This window comes from Amycolatopsis sp. CFH S0740, assembly GCF_004522315.1.
Lineage (GTDB): Bacteria > Actinomycetota > Actinomycetes > Mycobacteriales > Pseudonocardiaceae > Amycolatopsis > Amycolatopsis nivea.
In genome coordinates, this window is record NZ_SDLS01000009.1 from 216,236 (window position 1) to 233,871 (window position 17,636).

General features: G+C 67.6%; 12 protein-coding genes. 5 read left to right on the forward strand and 7 right to left on the reverse strand.

Going from position 1 to position 17,636, the window contains the following annotated elements; all coding sequences use genetic code 11:
- The first annotated feature begins 29 nt into the window (after positions 1–29).
- Together EIZ45_RS18365 and EIZ45_RS18370 are read left to right on the forward strand one after the other, a co-directional pair.
- On the forward strand, positions 30–638 hold the full coding sequence (locus EIZ45_RS18365; RefSeq protein ID WP_037816289.1) for a hypothetical protein: 609 nt from the start codon (positions 30–32) through the stop codon (positions 636–638).
- A gap of 26 nt (positions 639–664) precedes the next feature.
- The gene (locus tag EIZ45_RS18370; RefSeq protein WP_240690674.1) at positions 665–1,729 is read left to right on the forward strand and encodes a hypothetical protein; all 1,065 of its coding nucleotides are present in this window, start codon (positions 665–667) and stop codon (positions 1,727–1,729) included.
- 16 nt (positions 1,730–1,745) lie between these two features.
- Here the strand turns inward: EIZ45_RS18370 and aroQ are convergent, their stop codons facing one another.
- Positions 1,746–2,216, reverse strand: a complete 471-nt coding sequence (gene aroQ / locus EIZ45_RS18375) for a gamma subclass chorismate mutase AroQ (protein ID WP_134663733.1) — start codon at positions 2,214–2,216, stop codon at positions 1,746–1,748.
- Positions 2,217–3,254: 1,038 nt separating this feature from the next.
- Between aroQ and EIZ45_RS18380 the strand changes: the two genes are divergently transcribed.
- A complete protein-coding gene (locus EIZ45_RS18380; RefSeq protein ID WP_134663734.1) occupies positions 3,255–6,758 on the forward strand; it encodes a DNA-directed RNA polymerase subunit beta in 3,504 nt (1,167 codons plus the stop codon).
- A 155-nt stretch (positions 6,759–6,913) separates the two neighbouring features.
- Positions 6,914–10,825: a DNA-directed RNA polymerase subunit beta' gene (locus EIZ45_RS18385; protein WP_037816286.1), complete on the forward strand. Its 3,912-nt coding sequence runs from the start codon at positions 6,914–6,916 to the stop codon at positions 10,823–10,825.
- Between the two features lie 61 nt (positions 10,826–10,886).
- Here EIZ45_RS18385 and EIZ45_RS18390 read toward each other — a convergent pair whose 3' ends face one another.
- From EIZ45_RS18390 to EIZ45_RS18405, 4 genes are read right to left on the reverse strand one after another with little or no spacing between them, the layout of a single operon-like run.
- Positions 10,887–11,702, reverse strand: a complete 816-nt coding sequence (locus EIZ45_RS18390) for a hypothetical protein (protein ID WP_134663735.1) — start codon at positions 11,700–11,702, stop codon at positions 10,887–10,889.
- A gap of 3 nt (positions 11,703–11,705) precedes the next feature.
- Positions 11,706–12,767: a hypothetical protein gene (locus EIZ45_RS18395; protein ID WP_134663736.1), complete on the reverse strand. Its 1,062-nt coding sequence runs from the start codon at positions 12,765–12,767 to the stop codon at positions 11,706–11,708.
- Between the two features lie 8 nt (positions 12,768–12,775).
- Positions 12,776–13,111, reverse strand: a complete 336-nt coding sequence (locus EIZ45_RS18400) for a hypothetical protein (protein WP_134663737.1) — start codon at positions 13,109–13,111, stop codon at positions 12,776–12,778.
- Entirely contained in the window at positions 13,111–13,692 is a 582-nt protein-coding gene (locus EIZ45_RS18405) for a YbaB/EbfC family nucleoid-associated protein (RefSeq protein ID WP_134663738.1), read from the reverse strand. The genes EIZ45_RS18400 and EIZ45_RS18405 overlap by 1 nt, the downstream gene beginning before the upstream one ends.
- A gap of 196 nt (positions 13,693–13,888) precedes the next feature.
- On the opposite strand from EIZ45_RS18405, the gene EIZ45_RS18410 reads away from it, so the two are divergent.
- Positions 13,889–14,527, forward strand: a complete 639-nt coding sequence (locus EIZ45_RS18410) for a zinc ribbon domain-containing protein (RefSeq protein WP_238608650.1) — start codon at positions 13,889–13,891, stop codon at positions 14,525–14,527.
- A gap of 4 nt (positions 14,528–14,531) precedes the next feature.
- On the opposite strand, the gene EIZ45_RS18415 is transcribed toward EIZ45_RS18410, so the two are convergent.
- Positions 14,532–16,031, reverse strand: coding sequence for a hypothetical protein (locus EIZ45_RS18415; protein ID WP_134663739.1), 1,500 nt, complete (start codon positions 16,029–16,031; stop codon positions 14,532–14,534).
- 14 nt (positions 16,032–16,045) lie between these two features.
- Positions 16,046–17,524 (reverse strand): hypothetical protein, encoded by a 1,479-nt coding sequence (locus EIZ45_RS18420; protein ID WP_043827666.1) that lies wholly within the window; start codon positions 17,522–17,524, stop codon positions 16,046–16,048.
- Positions 17,525–17,636 lie beyond the last annotated feature (112 nt).

Sequence of the window (17,636 nt, forward strand, 5' to 3'; positions counted from 1 at the left end):
TTGATGACTGTTACCTACTCTGGAGTGTTATGAGTGCCGAGCACGCGGTCGCCGAGGAAGAGGTGACCGCTGATACGCCCGAACCGGCAACGGCGGTGGCGGCGAAGGAAAAGTGGACGCTTCCCGGATCGCCGCGGGTGTGGCTGTTCGGATCCGGGGCGTTCGCTCTCGCCGCGCTGGTGGTGGCGATCGTGTTCGGGATCATGTGGCTGGTCGCGGAGATGGACGGCGACCGGGAGCTGGCTTCGGCGCGCGACGACGTGCTCAAGGACGGCACCGCGGCGGTGCTGGCCTACACCCAGGTCGACTACCAGCACCTGGACACGTACTTCCAGCAGCAGAAGGACGTCTCCAGCGACGACATGGCCAAGCAGATCGAGCAGGCCCAGCCGAACTATTCGAAGGCGCTGACCGACCAGAAGGTCAAGGTCACCACCACGATCCAGGACATCGCGGTCGAGGAGCTCAACGACCACGACGGCAAGGCCAGCTTCCTGGCCGCGATCAGCACGGACACCTCGGCGGGCGGGAAGAACGCCACCAAGGCGCTGCGGCTCGAGGTCCAGATGACCCGGGTCGACGGCAAGTGGAAGCTGTCCGGGATCGACCAAGTGCCGCTCGTCGCCGCCGGCAAGTAGCTTCACCCGCAGATCGGAGTTCCGCAGTGCCCCCCTCCCGTCGCCAGCCACCGCGCAGCAGCAGCACGCCACCGGCTCGCAAGCCGAAGGTCGCCGGGCTGCGCAAGCCGTCGGACCCGGCGGTGCCGGCGGCCTCGCCCAAGCCGCGCCCCCGGCCGCGGCCGCTCCCCGACGCGGATCCGGCCGAGGTGACCCAGGAGCTGCGGATCCCCCGCGGCGGCTTGGTGCGCCCGGCCGACCCTGAGCCCGCTTCGACCGAGACCGAGCCTGCTTCGGCCGAGGTCGCGGAGACCCCTGTCGAGGAAGACGCCGCCGAGGTCTCCGGGGTAACCAAGGAAGCCCCGGCCGAAGAGGTCGACGCGCTCACCGGCGAGACCGTCGAGGACGAGAAACCGGCCCGGCCGAGCCCGCGGCGCAAGAAGCGCGACACCGGTTCGGAGAAGCCCTCGGACGTCGAGGAAGCCGAGACCAAGGCCCGGGCGGAGGAAGCCGCCGAGGTACCGGCTCAGCGGTCCGTGGTCAGCCGCAACACCGTGCGCGTCGCACTGCTGCTGGTGGTCGGGCTGGCACTGGTCGCCGCGGCGGTGATCTTCCAGGTCAAGGGTTCGGACGCGGCCGATTCGACGAGCAACCGCGCGGTGCTCGACGTGGCGAAGACCGCGCAGGTCAAGGACCAGGTCTCGAAGGCCATCGAGACGCTGTTCTCCTACGACTTCAACAACATCAAGAAGACCGAGGACGCGGCCAACCAGCTGCTCGCCACCGACCAGGTCAAGACGAGCTACAACGCGCTGATGGGCCAGGTCAAGAAGCTCGCGCCGGAGCAGAAGGTGGTCGTGACCTGCAAGGTCACCCGCAGCGCGGTGATCCGGCTGAACGGCGACCTCGCCAGGGTGATGCTGTTCATCGACCAGACGTCGACGCGCGCGGACACGAAGCAGACCGCCGCGGGCACGGCGCAGATGCACGTGGACGCCCAGCTGCAGGGCAACACGTGGAAGATCACCGACATGGACACCTACAAGGCCGCCGCACCGGCCGCCGGTGCACCGGCGCCGTCCGCGCCCGCTTCGGCTCCGCCGTCGAAGTAAGCGTCCTGAGCAGTCGTCACGGCCCGTTCCCGGAACCTCCGGGGGCGGGCCGTTGTCGTGCCAGCGTCCGGAACGCCGTCCGAAGCGGCTCCTTCAGCTCATCCGGGCTCTCCGGCGGCTCCAGGGCCTCCGAGCCGGTCACGGCCAGCCGGTTCAGCAGAGAGACCGTGAGGCCGTCCAATTCGGCCCGGAGCACCGACAGGTCGGGACCGCCCTCGGGCAGGTCGCCGGGATGCGCGCTCCAGTGCGTGAAGAGCTGATGCTGGATCTGCTTGCTGGCGGCGATCTGATCCGAGAGGAACCCGGCGGCGAGATCCGGGTCGAGGCCGATTTCGCGGGCAAGCACCCGGACGCGGGCCAGCTCCCGCTGCTCGCGGACGGGATCGTCGACCGGCCGCCCGGCCCCGAACTTCGCGGCGGCGACCTGTTCGCTGATCGCCAGCCTGCGCAGGACCAGGTCGGGAAGCGACGCGTCGGGTCCGGGCATCGTGCGCACCTCCGGGGAGTTCGGGCCCCGCCAGTTGATCACCGGGACGCATCCGTTGCCAAGCGTCGCTTCCGGCGTGCGCAACCCCCCCAATACCAGGAACTTAAGGCGGCGTCGCGGGTGCGTTCGAGCCGCGTCCGCCCAGGTCGAAGGTCTCGCCTGGCCTGGGACGCGGGATGCGGGTCGTGAGGGCCACCCTGAGGGAATCAGATTCCCTCAGGGTTCCCCTCACGGACCTCAAGACACGGTCAGGCGGGGATGAATCGGGCATTCGGCGGCGGTAACGTCCCTNCAAGACACGGTCAGGCGGGGATGAATCGGGCATTCGGCGGCGGTAACGTCCCTTGTGGACGGTCAGCGGGCGGAATCGGCGCGGCTTAAGTCCCTGGCATTGGTGCGCAACCCCTGTCCGGGGGACCCGGAATCGGGTGCCGAGCTGCCCGGAGTTCCCCTGTTTTCGTCCGTCGCGAAGCACCCGGCCGCTCGCGGAATGTGATCCATCCCGCGCCCGCCGCGCCGATGCGGAAACCGCCGCCGAAACCGGGCGCAGGCCGCCCACCTGCGTCGCTGTCCGGCCGACCTGCGCGGCTGCCCCGGGGTACCCGGCGGTAACCGGGACCGCGGCCGGATCGGTCACCCTGTGCTGTCCGGGTTCGACGCTGCGCCAACCGGCGGGAGAGCCGCGCGGCATCTTGACTCCAAAGCCGCGTGGGTTCACGCTTACTGCCAACGGTCACGGCCGGGGAACGCGAACCTTGCGGGAGGGGCGCGAAAACCCGGGCGAACCGGGAGCCGGAAGGACGCAGTGAGGCTCAGGGAGACGCACTGCCCCAAGGTGACGCGATGCAGGCTGGGCCCCGTCGGGAGTGCCCCCTGGACAGACCGCGTCATCGGGGCTAGACTGCTTCTTTGCGCTGCCCTCTTTCAGGCTGCCCGGAGCCGGTAGTTAGGATAGTGGGCACACGGCACCCCTGACAGTCCGCGACAGCTGTTGCCATCGCGGCTGCTCACCGCTCATTGTCCCCGGAAGGACGCATCTTGGCAGTCTCTCCCGCGAACCAGGCCACTGCTGCGACCACCTCGGCTGAATCCCGCGCGCAGGCCACGGGAATCCCCGGAGCGCCCAAGCGGGTCTCCTTCGCGAAGATCCGCGAGCCACTCTCCACCCCGAACCTGCTTGACGTCCAGATCCAGTCGTTCCAGTGGTTCACCGGCAACGAGGCGTGGTTCGAGCGCCGCGTCAACGAAGGCGAAGAAAACCCGGTCGGCGGTCTGGAAGAGGTCCTCAACGAGATCTCGCCGATCGAGGACTTCTCGGGCTCGATGTCCCTTTCCTTCTCCGCTCCGCGCTTCGACGAGGTCAAGGCCTCGATCGAGGAGTGCAAGGACAAGGACATGACGTACGCGGCCCCGCTGTTCGTCACCGCCGAGTTCGTCAACAACAACACTGGCGAGATCAAGAGCCAGACGGTCTTCCTGGGCGACTTCCCGGTGATGACCGACAAGGGCACCTTCATCATCAACGGCACCGAGCGGGTCGTCGTGTCCCAGCTGGTGCGTTCTCCGGGCGTGTACTTCGACAGCAGTGTCGACAAGACGACCGACAAGGACGTCTTCAGCGTGCGCGTGATCCCGAGCCGCGGCGCGTGGCTCGAGTTCGACGTGGACAAGCGCGACACCGTCGGCGTCCGCATCGACCGCAAGCGCCGCCAGCCGGTCACCGTGCTGCTGAAGGCGCTCGGCTGGTCCACCGAGGCGATCCGCGAGCGCTTCTCGTTCTCCGAGACGCTGCTGGCCACCCTCGAGAAGGACCACACCGCGGGCACCGACGAGGCGCTGCTCGACATCTACCGCAAGCTGCGCCCGGGCGAACCGCCCACGAAGGAGAGCGCGCAGACGCTGCTGGAGAACCTGTTCTTCAAGCCGAAGCGCTACGACCTGGCCAAGGTCGGCCGCTACAAGGTCAACAAGAAGCTGGGCCTCGACACCCCGTACGAGACCGGCACGCTGACCGAAGAGGACATCGTCTCGGCCATCGAGTACCTGGTCCGGCTGCACGCCGGCGAGGACAAGATGACGAGCTCCGCCGGCGTCGAGGTGCCGGTCGAGACCGACGACATCGACCACTTCGGCAACCGCCGCCTGCGCACCGTCGGCGAGCTGATCCAGAACCAGATCCGGGTCGGCCTCTCCCGCACCGAGCGCGTCGTGCGCGAGCGCATGACCACGCAGGACGTCGAGGCGATCACGCCGCAGACCCTGATCAACATCCGCCCGATCGGCGCGGCGATCAAGGAGTTCTTCGGCACCTCGCAGCTGTCGCAGTTCATGGACCAGAACAACCCGCTGTCGGGCCTGACGCACAAGCGTCGTCTTTCGGCCCTCGGCCCGGGCGGTCTGTCCCGTGAGCGCGCCGGCATGGAGGTCCGCGACGTCCACCCGTCGCACTACGGCCGGATGTGCCCGATCGAGACGCCGGAAGGCCCGAACATCGGCCTGATCGGCTCGCTGTGCTCGTACGCGCGGGTCAACCCGTTCGGCTTCATCGAGACGCCGTACCGCAAGGTCGTCGAGGGCCAGGTCACCGACCAGGTCGACTACCTGACCGCGGACGAGGAAGACCGTTACGTCAAGGCGCAGGCCAACGCGCCGCTGACCGACGACGGGCACTTCGTCGAGTCCAAGGTCCTCGGCCGCCGCAAGGGCGGCGAGGTCGAGCTGATCGACCCGCTCGAGATCGACTACATGGACGTGTCGCCGCGGCAGATGGTCTCCGTCGCCACCGCGATGATCCCGTTCCTGGAGCACGACGACGCGAACCGCGCGCTGATGGGCGCGAACATGCAGCGGCAGGCTGTTCCGCTGCTGCGCAACCAGGCTCCGTACGTGGGCACCGGCGTGGAGCTGCGCGCCGCGGTCGACGCCGGGGACGTCCTCGTCGCCGAGCAGGCGGGCGTGGTCGAGGAGCTGTCCGCGGACATCATCACGATCATGCACGACGACGGCACGCGGAAGAGCTACGGACTGTACAAGTTCCGCCGCTCCAACCACGGCACGTGCTTCAACCACCGGCCGATCGTCAACGAGGGCGACCGGGTCGAGCAGGGCCAGGTCATCGCCGACGGCCCGTCCACCGAGAACGGTGAGATGGCGCTCGGCAAGAACCTCCTCGTCGCGGTCATGCCGTGGGAGGGCCACAACTACGAGGACGCGATCATCCTCTCCGAGCGCCTGGTGCAGGACGACGTGCTGACGTCGATCCACATCGAGGAGCACGAGATCGACGCCCGCGACACCAAGCTGGGCGCCGAGGAGATCACCCGGGACATCCCGAACGTCTCCGAGGAGGTCCTGGCCGACCTCGACGAGCGCGGCATCATCCGCATCGGCGCCGAGGTCCGCGACGGCGACATCCTGGTCGGCAAGGTCACGCCGAAGGGCGAGACCGAGCTGACCCCGGAGGAGCGCCTGCTCCGCGCGATCTTCGGCGAGAAGGCGCGCGAGGTCCGCGACACCTCGCTGAAGGTGCCGCACGGCGAGACCGGCAAGGTCATCGGCATCCGGGTGTTCTCCCGCGAGGACGACGACGAGCTGCCCCCGGGCGTCAACGAGCTGGTCCGCGTCTACGTGGCCCAGAAGCGCAAGATCCAGCCGGGCGACAAGCTCGCCGGCCGGCACGGCAACAAGGGTGTCATCGGCAAGATCCTGCCGGTCGAGGACATGCCGTTCATGGAGGACGGCACCCCGGTCGACATCATCCTGAACACCCACGGTGTGCCGCGACGGATGAACATCGGCCAGATCCTCGAACTGCACCTCGGCTGGCTGGCCTCCCAGGGCTGGACGATCGAGGGCAACCCGGACTGGGCGAAGAACCTGTCGCAGGAGCTCTACGACGTCGCGCCGAACACGAACACCGCGACCCCGGTGTTCGACGGCGCGAAGGAAGAGGAGCTCACCGGGCTGCTCGGGGCGACCAAGCCGAACCGCGACGGCGAGCGCATGGTCAAGGAGAACGGCAAGGCCACGCTGTTCGACGGCCGCTCCGGCGAGCCGTACCCGTACCCGGTGTCGGTCGGCTACATGTACATCCTGAAGCTGCACCACCTGGTCGACGACAAGATCCACGCCCGCTCCACCGGCCCGTACTCGATGATCACCCAGCAGCCGCTGGGCGGTAAGGCGCAGTTCGGCGGCCAGCGCTTCGGCGAGATGGAGTGCTGGGCGATGCAGGCCTACGGCGCGGCTTACACGCTGCAGGAACTGCTCACGATCAAGTCGGACGACGTGGTCGGCCGCGTCAAGGTGTACGAGGCGATCGTGAAGGGGGAGAACATCCCCGAGCCGGGCATCCCGGAGTCGTTCAAGGTGCTCCTCAAGGAGCTCCAGTCGCTGTGCCTCAACGTCGAGGTGCTCTCCAGCGACGGCGCGGCGATCGAGATGCGCGACTCCGACGACGAGGACCTCGAGCGCGCAGCGGCGAACCTCGGCATCAACCTGTCCCGCAACGAGTCGCCCAGCGTGGACGACGTCGTGCACTAGCCCGCCTCTCCGGCATTTCCAAGTGTGGTCGCGTTTTCGAGGACCGTCGCGCTGGGAGGGGTACCGTGGCCGGCTGCCGTCACGGTACCCCTGAGGTGCGGTTGATCCCGGGGCCACAAAGGCTTTAATCCTCAAGGAAAGAGGGAAGAAAAGACGTGTTGGACGTCAACTTCTTCGACGAACTCCGGATCGGTCTTGCTACTGCCGACGACATCCGTCAGTGGTCCTTCGGCGAGGTCAAGAAGCCGGAGACCATCAACTACCGGACCCTCAAGCCGGAGAAGGACGGGCTCTTCTGCGAGAAGATCTTCGGTCCGACCCGGGACTGGGAGTGCTACTGCGGCAAGTACAAGCGCGTCCGGTTCAAGGGCATCATCTGCGAGCGCTGCGGCGTCGAGGTCACTCGCGCCAAGGTGCGCCGTGAGCGGATGGGCCACATCGAGCTGGCCGCGCCGGTCACCCACATCTGGTACTTCAAGGGCGTTCCGTCGCGCCTCGGGTACCTGCTGGACCTGGCGCCCAAGGACCTCGAGAAGATCATCTACTTCGCGGCCTACGTGATCACCGGCGTGAACACGGAGCTGCGGCACAACGACCTGCCGACCCTCGAGAACGAGATCGGCGTCGAGCGCAAGAACCTCGAGACGAAGCGCGACGCCGACATCGAGGCCCGCGCGCAGAAGCTGGAAGCCGACCTGGCCGAGCTGGAGGCGGAGGGCGCGAAGTCCGACGTGCGCCGCAAGGTCAAGGAGGGCGGCGAGCGCGAGATGCGCCAGCTGCGCGACCGTGCCGGCCGCGAGCTGGACCGCCTCGAGGAGGTCTGGACGACCTTCACGAAGCTCGAGCCGCGTCAGCTGATCGCCGACGAGCTGCTCTACCGCGAGCTGATCGACCGGTACGGCGAGTACTTCACCGGCGGCATGGGCGCGGAAGCGATCCAGAAGCTGGCGACCGAGTTCGACGTCGCCGCGGAGGCCGACAGCCTGCGCGACACCATCCGCAACGGCAAGGGGCAGAAGAAGCTCCGCGCGCTGAAGCGGCTCAAGGTCGTCGCCGCGTTCCAGGCGACCGGCAACGACCCGCGCGGCATGGTGCTCGACGCCGTCCCGGTCATCCCGCCGGACCTGCGCCCGATGGTGCAGCTCGACGGTGGCCGCTTCGCCACGTCGGACCTGAACGACCTGTACCGCCGCGTGATCAACCGGAACAACCGGCTCAAGCGGCTGATCGACCTCGGCGCGCCCGAGATCATCGTCAACAACGAGAAGCGGATGCTGCAGGAGGCCGTCGACGCGCTGTTCGACAACGGCCGCCGCGGGCGTCCGGTCACCGGCCCGGGCAACCGGCCGCTGAAGTCGCTGTCCGACCTGCTGAAGGGCAAGCAGGGCCGGTTCCGCCAGAACCTGCTGGGCAAGCGTGTTGACTACTCGGGCCGTTCGGTCATCATCGTCGGTCCGCAGCTGAAGCTGCACCAGTGCGGTCTGCCGAAGGACATGGCGCTCGAGCTGTTCAAGCCGTTCGTCATGAAGCGGCTGGTCGACCTGAACCACGCGCAGAACATCAAGTCCGCCAAGCGGATGGTGGAGCGCTCGCGGCCGCAGGTGTGGGACGTGCTCGAAGAGGTCATCACCGGCCACCCGGTGATGCTGAACCGTGCGCCGACCCTGCACCGGCTGGGCATCCAGGCCTTCGAACCGCAGCTGGTCGAGGGCAAGGCCATCCAGCTGCACCCGCTGGTCTGCGAAGCGTTCAACGCGGACTTCGACGGCGACCAGATGGCGGTGCACCTGCCGCTGTCGGCCGAGGCGCAGGCCGAGGCCCGGATCCTGATGCTGTCGGCGAACAACATCCTGTCGCCGGCGTCGGGCCGTCCGCTCGCCATGCCGCGGCTGGACATGGTCACCGGCCTGTTCCACCTGACCCGGCTGAACGAGAACGCCGAGGGCGCGGGCAACGCGTACTCGTCGCCCGCCGAGGCGATCATGGCGTTCGACCGCAAGGCGCTGAGCCTGCACGCCCCGGTCAAGATCCGCGTCACCGACCGTCAGCCCGCGAAGGCCGACGAGGCGGCGCTCGCGGAAAAGGGCTGGGAGCCGGGCAAGCCGTGGCTGGCCGAGACGACGCTGGGCCGCGTCCTGTTCAACGATCTGCTGCCGGCGGACTACCCGTTCATCAACGAGCCGATGCCGAAGAAGCGGCAGGCGGCCATCGTGAACGACCTCGCCGAGCGGTACTCGATGACGCAGGTCGCGCAGACGCTGGACAAGCTCAAGGACGCCGGTTTCTACTGGGCGACCCGCTCGGGCGTCACGGTCGCGATCTCGGACGTGCTGACCCCGGTCGGCAAGAAGGCCATTCTCGACGAGTACGAGGGCAAGGCCGACCAGGTCGAGAAGCGGTACCAGCGCGGTCAGCTGTCCCACGCCGAGCGCAACAACGAGCTCGTCAAGGTGTGGACGCAGGCGACCGAAGAGGTCCACAAGATCATGGAGACGGCGCTGCCGGACGACAACCCGATCGCCATGATCGTGAAGTCGGGCGCGGCCGGCAACATGACCCAGGTCCGTTCGCTGGCCGGTATGCGTGGTCTGGTGTCGAACCCGAAGGGTGAGTACATCCCGCGTCCGATCAAGGCGAACTTCCGTGAAGGCCTGTCGGTGGCGGAGTACTTCATCGCCACGCACGGCGCCCGGAAGGGTCTGGCGGACACGGCGCTGCGTACCGCGGACTCGGGTTACCTGACCCGTCGTCTGGTGGACGTTTCGCAGGACGTCATCGTCCGCGAGATCGACTGCGGCACCACGCGCGGCATCATGATGCCGATCGGCGAGGACCTCGGCGACGGCAAGGTCGTGCGCGACCAGCACGTCGAGACCTCCGTGTACGCGCGGAACCTCGCGACGGACGCGGTGGACGCCAAGGGCAACGTCGTGCTGAACGCGGGCGACGACATCGGCGACCCGGCCATCGAGAAGCTGCTCTCCAGCGGCATCTCGAAGGTGAAGGTCCGCTCGGTGCTCACCTGCGAGTCGGCGGTCGGTGTCTGCGCGACCTGCTACGGCCGTTCGATGGCGACGGGCCAGCTCGTCGACGTCGGCGAGGCGGTCGGCATTGTCGCCGCCCAGTCGATCGGTGAGCCGGGCACGCAGCTGACGATGCGTACGTTCCACCAGGGTGGTGTCGCCGGTGACGACATCACGACCGGTCTGCCCCGTGTCACCGAGCTTTTCGAGGCTCGGGTGCCGAAGGGCAAGGCTCCGATCGCGGACGTCGACGGCCGCGTGCGGATCGAGGAGAGCGAGCGGTTCTGGAAGATCACCCTGATCCCGGACGACGGGTCGGAGGAGATCGTCTTCGACAAGCTGTCCAAGCGGCAGCGGCTCGCGAACACCCCGAACGGCCCGCTGGGCGACGGCGACCACGTCAACGTCGGCCAGCAGCTGCTCGAGGGCACGCCGGACCCGCACGAGGTCCTGCGCGTCATGGGCCCGCGCGAAGCGCAGATGCACCTCACGGACGAGGTCCAGAAGGTGTACCGGGCGCAGGGTGTGTCGATCCACGACAAGCACATCGAGGTCATCGTGCGGCAGATGCTGCGCCGCGTGACGATCATCGACTCCGGAGCCACGGACTTCCTGCCGGGCGAGCTGCCCGAGCGGACGAAGTTCGAGGCGACGAACCGGGCCGCGGTCGCCGAGGGCGGCGAGCCGGCTTCGGGCCGTCCGGTGCTGATGGGCATCACGAAGGCGTCGCTGACCACGGACTCGTGGCTGTCGGCGGCCTCGTTCCAGGAGACCACGCGCGTCCTGACCGACGCGGCCATCAACGGCCGCTCGGACAAGCTCGTGGGCCTCAAGGAGAACGTCATCATCGGTAAGCTCATCCCGGCCGGTACGGGCATCAACAAGTACCGGAACATCCAGGTGCAGCCGACCGAGGAGGCGCGGGTCGCGGCGTACGCGATCCCGTCCTACGACGACGGTTACTACACCCCGGACGTGTTCGGTTCGGGCACCGGCGCCGCGGTTCCGCTGGACGACTACGACTTCGGTCGCGACTTCCGCTGATCCGCTCCGCTTGAACGAAACGCCCCCGGCTTCGGCCGGGGGCGTTTCGCTGTATGCGGGGTCAGACCGTGGCGGGCACGTTGATCCGGTCGAGGAAGTCGGCGATCAGGTCGATTCTGGCGACCAGGGTCGCCGGGTCGATCTCGTCCCGGTACACCGCGTAGCACCACCCGTGCTCGAGGCCGATGAGGTCCGGAAGCAGTTCATGGTTGCCGCGCAGCCAGTCCATGGTCTCCGGGGCGATGACCTGGGCCGAGAGGTCCTGATCGCTGGCGTATCCGGTGAACTCGTTCTCGGCCGGCGTGAATTGCTCCCAGCGGGCGGCCGAGGGCGACGTTTGCGCCTCCGCTTCGAACAGCCTTTGCTGGTAGTTGAGATACGCCATGGTCCGCCCGAACATCCGCACCGGTTCGGTCGGGTACGCCTTGGCGATCTTCATGCTCGGCGTCGGCCCGACCTTGGTTTCGATGGTGTACTCGTAGATCCTTCTGGAGCTGTTGGCCCCGACCCGGAGCGAGCACCAGTACGCGCTGACCCGGAACTGCCGGTCCCGCCGCGGCAGGTCAGCCGCGAACTCGACGGTCGGAGGACTGCTGGGGAAGGTCATGCCCTCCGAGATGGTCTTCGGCCGGTACAGCTCGCCAAGAGGCTTCCGGCGCTGCGCGGACCGGGGCCGCCCGTATTTCAGATCGGCGACCATGGATCCGCCCAGTTCCTCGGGCACCGCGTGCAATGCGGCCTCCCGGGCTTGTCTCGCCCGTTTCTTCTTCAGATGCCAGCGGAAGCCGAGATAACTCGGGAGCACGACCATGACCAGGAGTCCGAGGATCGGCCTGAGCCAGTACCAAGCGTCGTGCTCTGCGAGGGCGAGATCCACGGCTCAGAACTCCAGATCTTTTTTGGTCTCGTCTTCCGAAGTTCCGTCCCCGGTCGTCGCGTACTCGACGGCCTTGCGCGCGTTCTCCAAGTGTCCCAACGGTTTCCCTGGCTTGACCGGCAGGTCGGTTTCGTTCTTGTCGTGGCTTCGGAGCCCGACCTGCGACCGTGCCTCGTCCAGCAGCTTCCCGCCGACGGTTTTCCCGAAACCGTCCTTGGCCCGCTTGGCGGTGGTCTTGCCGCCTTCCACGGCCATCTTGGCCACCTCGTCCTTGGCCGCTTTGAAGAACGTCTGGAACCGGGCGATCAAGTCCTTGATCATGTCCAGCAGCTTCTGCAGCTTGCTGACCTGCTTGGTCGCCTTGCCCGCGGTAGACGCCGCGCGCACCCCGGTCGCCGTGCCCGCCGCCGCGGTGGATGCTCCGAACGACGGGACCGCTGCGGCCAGTGCCGGGATCCAGATCATGATCAGCCAGGTGATCAGCTCGGTCAGCAATGCCTTGATGAAGTCCTCGATGACGGTCATCGCCATGCTGCACACCTGCAGCATCGTCGCGATGTCGCCGGCCTGGTCGGCGGTGCCGGTGATCCCGGTCGAGAACTTGGCCAGCTTCTCCGCCGCGGTTTCGGCCGCGCCGCCTTCCCACTGCGAGAGCGAGCTCTTCGCCTGCTCGCTGAACTGGTGCGCGAACTGCTCCAGCCCGCGCCCGATCGCCGTGAAGTTCTCGGCGGCTTTGGACAGTGCCGGGCCGTCGCCGCTGACGAAATGGATCGCGTCCTGGAGCGGGTCGCAGACGGCCAGCAGGAAGTTCAGTCCCTGGCCGACCAGCCAGCCGATCGGGTCGGAGCTGATGCTCATCGCGGTTTCCGCGCACGACTGGACGAAGTTGGTCGTCTCGGAAACCACCCCGCTCAGCCCGGTCGCGGTGTCGCCTGCCTTGATCGCGTCGCTGGTGCCCGCGTCGTAGATCTTCACCGCGCCGCCCACCACCGGCAGCGCGTTGACGATCTTCTTGCCGGTGCCGTCCTCCGGCTTGATCTCGATCTTGCCCAACGGATCAGACATCCCGCCCCCTACTTCCGTCCGCTGCCGAGGTTGTCGATCTTGCCCATGACGTCTTTCCAGCTGCGGCAGTGGTCCTCTTCGGTCTGGTCGTAGAACTGGCCGGCGCGGTTGATCTTGTCGGACGCGGACTGCAGGCCGGTTTCCATCGAGGTCAGCAGGTCTTTCAGGTCGTTGACCATGTCCGTGTACATGTGCTTGACGAGGATGCCGATGACGCCCCAGGACTCGTCGCCGACGTCGGCCTGCGCCACCTTGCCCTTGACCCCGGCGACCGCGGTCTTGTTGCCCGCCAGTTGGCGGGAGTAGTCGTAGAGCTTCGCCGTCTGCACCTGGTAGCCGGCCATCAGCGGTGGTCCTCGTCGTCGAACAGGTTCTTCAGGAAGTCGTCCCCGGCGGACCCGGCCGAGGACGGCGGTGGCGGCGGGGGAGGGGTCTTCTCCGCGGGGTCGGCCAGCAGCTCGCGCTCGGAATAGTCCTCGTGCTGTTCTTCCTCGACACTCCGCTGCGGCGCGGGCGCGCCCCGCTCCATCGCGGCACGCAATTCCTCGACGTCGGTGCCCAGCAATTCGGCCTGGGTTTCCAGCACCTGCTCGGTGAGCTGCATCGAGTTGCCCGTGTGCTGGTCCACCAGCACGGCCTGCTGCCGCGCGGACTCGGCGACCGCCTGCTGCAGGGTCGCCATCACCATCCCGGACAATTCCGTCCCGCCGTGACGCAGCGCGGCATCGGTGATCCGGATGTCCTTGATCGACCCGCCCGGGCCGGAGACGACGGTGACCGACTGGTCGGGCGACGTCGCGGTCGCTTCGAGCGCGCCCAGTTCCTCCTGCATCTGGGCGATGCCGGCGAACTGGTCGTCCACCCGTCGCAGCCTCGATTGGAACCGGTCGAATTCAGCGACCAGCCGGTCGAACTCGTCGGACATGCCGTCTCCCCTGGTGTTCGGTTGCCATACCGTCATGGCCCAATCCGGCATCTTACGGTCGGTATCCGACTAAACACGGCGAAACCGCCAAAAAAGCCCCGCCGCGCGCTCTTTGGTCCGGTCGCGCTGCGTAGCGGGTCCGGAGACGGTACTTGTACGGTCGCGGCTCGGATCCGGCTGGCATAGCTTCGCGCGCGTGGCTGATGTCGTGCCGTTCACGGACAACTTCTCGGATCTCTCCAACGCGCAGGGGTACCAGTTCGAATTCCGTTGCGAGCGCTGCGGAAACGGGTACCGGTCGGCGTTCCAGCGGGACGCGATGGAGACCGGGCGCAGCATGTTGCGCGCGGTGGGCTCGTTCTTCGGCGGGACGCTGCAGCAGTTGAGCAGCTCCGCGGACCAGTGGAAGTACGACCGGGCGACGAACTCGTCAGCGAAGGACCGCGCGCTGACCGCGGCCGTCGAGGAGATCACCCCGCGCTTCCGCCAGTGCCGCGGCTGCAGCGACTGGATGTGCGCGGATCAGTGCTGGAACGAGGAAATCGGCCAGTGCCTGCGCTGTTCGCCCAGCGTGGCGGAGGAGGTCTCGCGCGCGCAGGCGGCGGCGCAGCGGGACCAGATCTGGGACAAGGCGCGCGAGAAGAACTGGACCAAGGACCTGGACCTGGGCACCCGCGCGAAGCTCACCTGCCCGGACTGCGGCCTGAAGGTGGACGGCGGGAAGTTCTGCACCGGATGCGGAAGCTCGCTTGCCCCGACTGTCCACTGTGGAGAGTGTGGCAAGGAGTCCAAGGCGGGCGCGGTGTTCTGCGCGGATTGCGGGCACCGGCTCTGAGGTCTCAGACCTTGGCGAGGGTTTCGCGCCGCTTCTTCACCCGGCGAGGGACGCTGGGCACATAGGTGCGCTTGAGCAGCAACAGGCCGGGGAAAAGCAAGATCAGGGCACCGAGGAGATCGACGGCCGCGAACACCGAGCCGACTTGGTAGCCCCGATCTCCCCCGAACGGGCTCACTGCGATCTCGACGACGGTGCCCCGCGCGGGAAGCTCGTTCTTGTTCCATTCGGCGGTGATTTCGTGGATGATGCCGCCCTGCTCGTAGGTTCCGTACACCTCGGCCCGGTCGACGGTGCAGGACGGGCCGCCGGTGGTGCTCACACAATGCCGGGTGCCGCCGCCGCTGGCCCCGGTGACCGTCGCTTGCACCTGCGGAGCCAGCCCCGTCAGCACGGCGATCGAGTTGCCCGCCGGTCCGATTCCGACGGCGATCAGGGCGAGCGCGATGAGCGTCCGCGCGGTCAGCGAGATGGAGGTGACCGGCTGCCGGTCGCGTGCGTCGCGCCTGCGGTTCAGCGGCGTGCGGAGGAATCCGCCGCGTTTGCCGATCCATGCGTCGTACGCGGTGTCCGCTCTGGTCGCGACTGCACGGAATTGGCGGTCATTCGCCCACTTCTCCCAGATCGCTGAGGGGACAGCGGCGGCGATCATCGCGAGTTTGCGGGAGTTGTCGAACATCCGGTCTTCGGTCAGCCCGCCGGTGTCGGTGGTCCAGATCGCGTCCTCGCGGAAGGCGACCTGGTGCACGCGGAAGAACCGGTCGTTCAGGAGCAGCTCGCGGACCTCGCCGGTCAGCATCTCCCGGGCGAAGTCCGGATCCGAGGCGTAGACGGAGAACCGGCTGTCGAATTCGGGGTCGGTCTCGAATTCGTGCAGGGTGGTGTCGGGCCGCAGCCAGCTGAACTGGTTGCGGGTGATCCGCATGTCTTCGAGCGGAGTGAAGTGCTCTGGGGCGAAGGCTTTGATCTTCGGCGAGATGGTCAGCGCGGGCACGTTCGGGACGCGCAGCTCCACGACCGAGCAGATCGAACCGAGCGCCTCGGCCAGCTTCGACTTCCGGCGGAAATTGCTGTCCCGGTAAGGAGATTCGGTCGAATACTCGATGCCGAGCAGCCGATGTCCGTGGTGGGTGAACTCGACCGTGGCCCGGCTCGGCCAGGGGTCGGGATGATCCCGCGGGACGGCAAGCCCTTGCCGGGGAAGGAAACCGAAGCTGGGCTGATCGCTTGAATCGACGCGCTTCGCCCAGTGCTGCGAGCGCCAGCCCCGCCAGGCAAGCAGCGCGGCGACGACCAGCGGCACGCCGTACCAGGCGAGCGGCGGCACGATCAAGCTGGCGGAGAACCAGTACAGCGTGGCGAGGGAGACGGTGATTCCGCAAAGAACATGGAAAACCGCCGCCAGGACCGCGCTGCGCCGCTCGGCCCAGGCGGCGATCCAGAGCAACGCGAAGGCCAGTGCGTAGCCGCCGAAGAAATAGCCAGGGACAACCAGCTCGTCCATCACACGCTGCCAGGTCAGGCCGTGGCCAGGGCTTCGCGCGTCTTCCGGACCCGGCGCGACGCCCTCGGCCAGTAGGTCACCTTGACGATCAGCAAACCGAACAGCAACGGGAACAGGCAGGTGAAAATGACTCCCTGCGCGGCCCTGCCGCTCTCGAAGATCGGGCTCCACCACAACGGTCCGAGCTGAACCTTGACGACGTCGCCCACTTCCGGCATTTCTTCGGACCAGCGCGTGGTCGAGGTATGGGTGGAGCCGTCGAGCACGTAGGCGCCGCGGACCCGAGCGGCGGAGCCCCCGGTGCACTTCCCGGAACTTCCCCGGCAGACCGGCGCGGCGCCGCGGTCGATCCAGGTCACCTTCAAGTCCACCTCGGTGCCCTGTCCGTTCATGACGAGAAGCGAATTGCTCATCGCGAGGACGGCGCTGGCGATCATGACCGCCGCGATCAGCGAGCGCATCGCCAGCGAGGTGGAGGTGACCGGCTGCCTGTCCAGCGCTTCCCGGCGGCGGTTCAGCTTGGTCCGGACGAGCCCGGCCCGTTTGCCGTACCACGCGTCGTAGCTCGTTTCGGCGCGCGCGGTCACCCGGCGAAATTCCGCTGCTTCGGCGCTGGCCCACAAGCTGGGCGACAGCACCGCGGCGAGCATGGCGAGCCGCCGCCCGTTGCCGAGCATCCGCTCTTCGGTCAGCCCGCCCGCTTCCGCGGTCCACATCGAATCGCGGTCGAACACGACCTCGTGCACCCGGAACCACAGATCGGTCATGATCATCTCGCGGACCTCGCCGGTGAGCACCTGCCGCGCGAACTCCGGGTCGCTGGTGGTCACGGAGAACCGCCGGTCGAAATCCGGATCCAGTTCGAACGCCGCCAGCTCCTCGCCGGGCTTGGGCGAACCGGCCTGGTTGCGGGTGATCTTGGCGTCTTCGAGCGGGGTGAAGTGTTCCGGCTCGAAGGCCTTGGTCCGCGGGCTGATCACCAGCGTCGGCCCGGCGGGGACCCGCATTTCGACGAGGGTGTAGATCCCGTCGACCTGGTTGGCGACCGAATCGAGCACGCCGTCCGGTGCGCCGGACGAGTACTCGACGCCAAGCAGTTGGTGCCCCTGGTGGTCGAACTCGGCAGTGCGCCGGGTCCGCGGACGGTCGGGCTCGGTGGCTGCGACCGTGCGGCCTCGCCGGGGAAGCACGCCGAAGGTCGGTTCCTCGACCGCACCCAGCCGCCGGATCCAGAATCGCTGCCGGAGAACTCTCCAGGCCGCGAACCCGGCCATCGCGATCGGGATGCACACCCAGCCGATGGCGGGACCGCTGCTCTCGGTCCCCGCGGTCAGCCAGTACAGCGTGGTCCCGAACAGGGCGGCGATGCTGAGCGCTTCGCATACGGCGGTCTTGACCACGCTGCGGTTCTCGAACCGGCTGGCGAGCATCAGCAGGAGCAGGGTCAGGACGTAGCCGCCGACGATGTACCAGGGTTCGAGCAGTGCTGCCATTTTCGCGGCTCCTGTGGGCTGCTCTTCGGCACCCGGGTGAAGAGGTTTTGTGCTCCGGCAGGGCGAGGGTAGTGCGCGTCGAACCGGATCGCCGTCGCGGGCGAGGCAGCGT